The sequence below is a fragment of the Frigoribacterium sp. UYMn621 genome, assembly GCF_040549525.1.
GTDB lineage: Bacteria > Actinomycetota > Actinomycetes > Actinomycetales > Microbacteriaceae > Lacisediminihabitans.
In genome coordinates, this window is sequence record NZ_JBEPTM010000046.1 from 1 (window position 1) to 1,553 (window position 1,553).

Annotated in this window: 2 protein-coding genes; both read left to right on the plus strand. The window is 58.5% G+C overall.

The annotated features are described in order from the left end of the window. Positions 1-246 precede the first annotated feature (246 nt). Positions 247-663, plus strand: a complete 417-nt coding sequence (locus ABIB54_RS17805; protein WP_354576869.1) for a hypothetical protein — start codon at positions 247-249, stop codon at positions 661-663. A gap of 696 nt (positions 664-1,359) precedes the next feature. After that, a partial coding sequence (locus ABIB54_RS17810; protein WP_354576870.1) for a hypothetical protein occupies positions 1,360-1,553 on the plus strand: 194 nt, incomplete at its 3' end.

Consider the following 1,553-nt stretch of genomic DNA (forward strand, 5'->3'; position numbering starts at 1 on the left):
GAGGCGGTGATCCTCCCAGAACTCGCCGCCGCCTAAACTAAAACAACTGACCCGCACGGTGTTGAGAAACTCCACCACTCAGCGGGACGTGACCGATTTCCTCAAGGTTTTCGGTCGGAAACCGACCTGCGACTCCATTGAGCGGGCATTTGAGAATCAGAGCTTTTCGCCTCGACGCCAGTCTGTTGAGACCCAAGGAGGTGCCGGGACCTATCTCCTGATAGGTGATGAAGTTAGCATTGCCGCATGGATACAGTGAGCAATGCTAAACAGTCCAGTGGAAGGGAACGAGTCGCGCTGCAAATTTTGCAATACTTCGCTCCGGCGGCAGTCACTGCCGCAGCGATGATCGCGTTTGCAGTCCTCCCCCGACAGTTTGGCGGCCTTCCTTTCACGGCTGCGTTGGTTCCGTTCACCATCTTCAACATTCTGATCCGCCGACTCCCACGAGCTCCTTCGCGACCGCGGGCATGGGGCGTCGTTTACATGGTCGTACTCTTCGTCGTAATGGCAGGCTCGCTGGCTCTGGAGTGGTTTGTGGTGCGTCAAGGTAATACCCCATGGGTGCCCTGGATCTTGGCCGGAATAGTTTTTGCATTCATCGCCATCGGAGCGTGGATCATCGAAGGCCGCACCACCAACACAACCGCACCTGCGGCTTAGCTTTTCCGGAACATCACCGTAAGACGCTCCCCTGCGGGCACCCGTGGGAGTCGAAAACCGCGCCTAATTCCGACGTGGGGAAGGCCGGTGGAATGCGGCCCGCTGATGATACCGCTGGTGGATGTCTCGGATCGAATAGCAACGCGTGCAGCGGCGGACCTGGCTCATGGTTTGTCGGGCCTAGTGCTCGTCGCATCCATGATCGATATTGGAGGGGACTGCTGTCGGTTTGATTGACTGACGTGCCCCACGGTTTGGTTACTCATTTTGCCTTGAAAATCCGAAGTCGAAGGGTCTGTCGTTTCCGCGCTACTGCGGGCACGGCGCTCGAAATGGCAGCGCTTTTGACCTTGAACCGGTCCGAGCGCAGGATCTCCAAGTACTTCACGGCCTCTGCCCCGCCGGGGGCGCGAATCGCGAGGGCGATAGTGATCGCCAGCTCCACAGCCTGCGCGTTGCTGCGCGCCCGAGTATGTTGCGCGTTTCGCGGAATAGGTCGGTATGTATGCGGACTCTCACCGCGCTTCTGTCAGCCATTCCCACTCCAAACTTTCGGTTTCCAGGAGCCCGATGTTTCCGGGCTGGCCGTTGCAGGCGAGGGAGTAGACGCGTTGCCCGGTGGGGAGGGTGGTCTCACCTTTGATGTGAAGGTGTCCGTGGGCAAGAACGTTAGGGTGGACCGCTTCCCATACTCGCGTGACCCGTTCTCTGGTGTGGGGCTCGCCCCGTTACGAACGGGATCGATCATCTTCAGCCTTGGCGGTAGAAATAGCCGAATTCACTCGCCGCCTCGTTCGAAATGCGAGCCAACCGATCAAAGCAGTCATCGCCAGACCGACGACCCATGATATCCAGGAGAACGAACCCATAAAGGCAGATATGGTGAGCCC

Coding starts and splice junctions, on each gene's coding strand:
- ABIB54_RS17805 (WP_354576869.1), top strand. CDS start 247: ATGGATACAGTGAGCAATGCTAAACAGTCCAGTGGAAGGGAACGAGTC.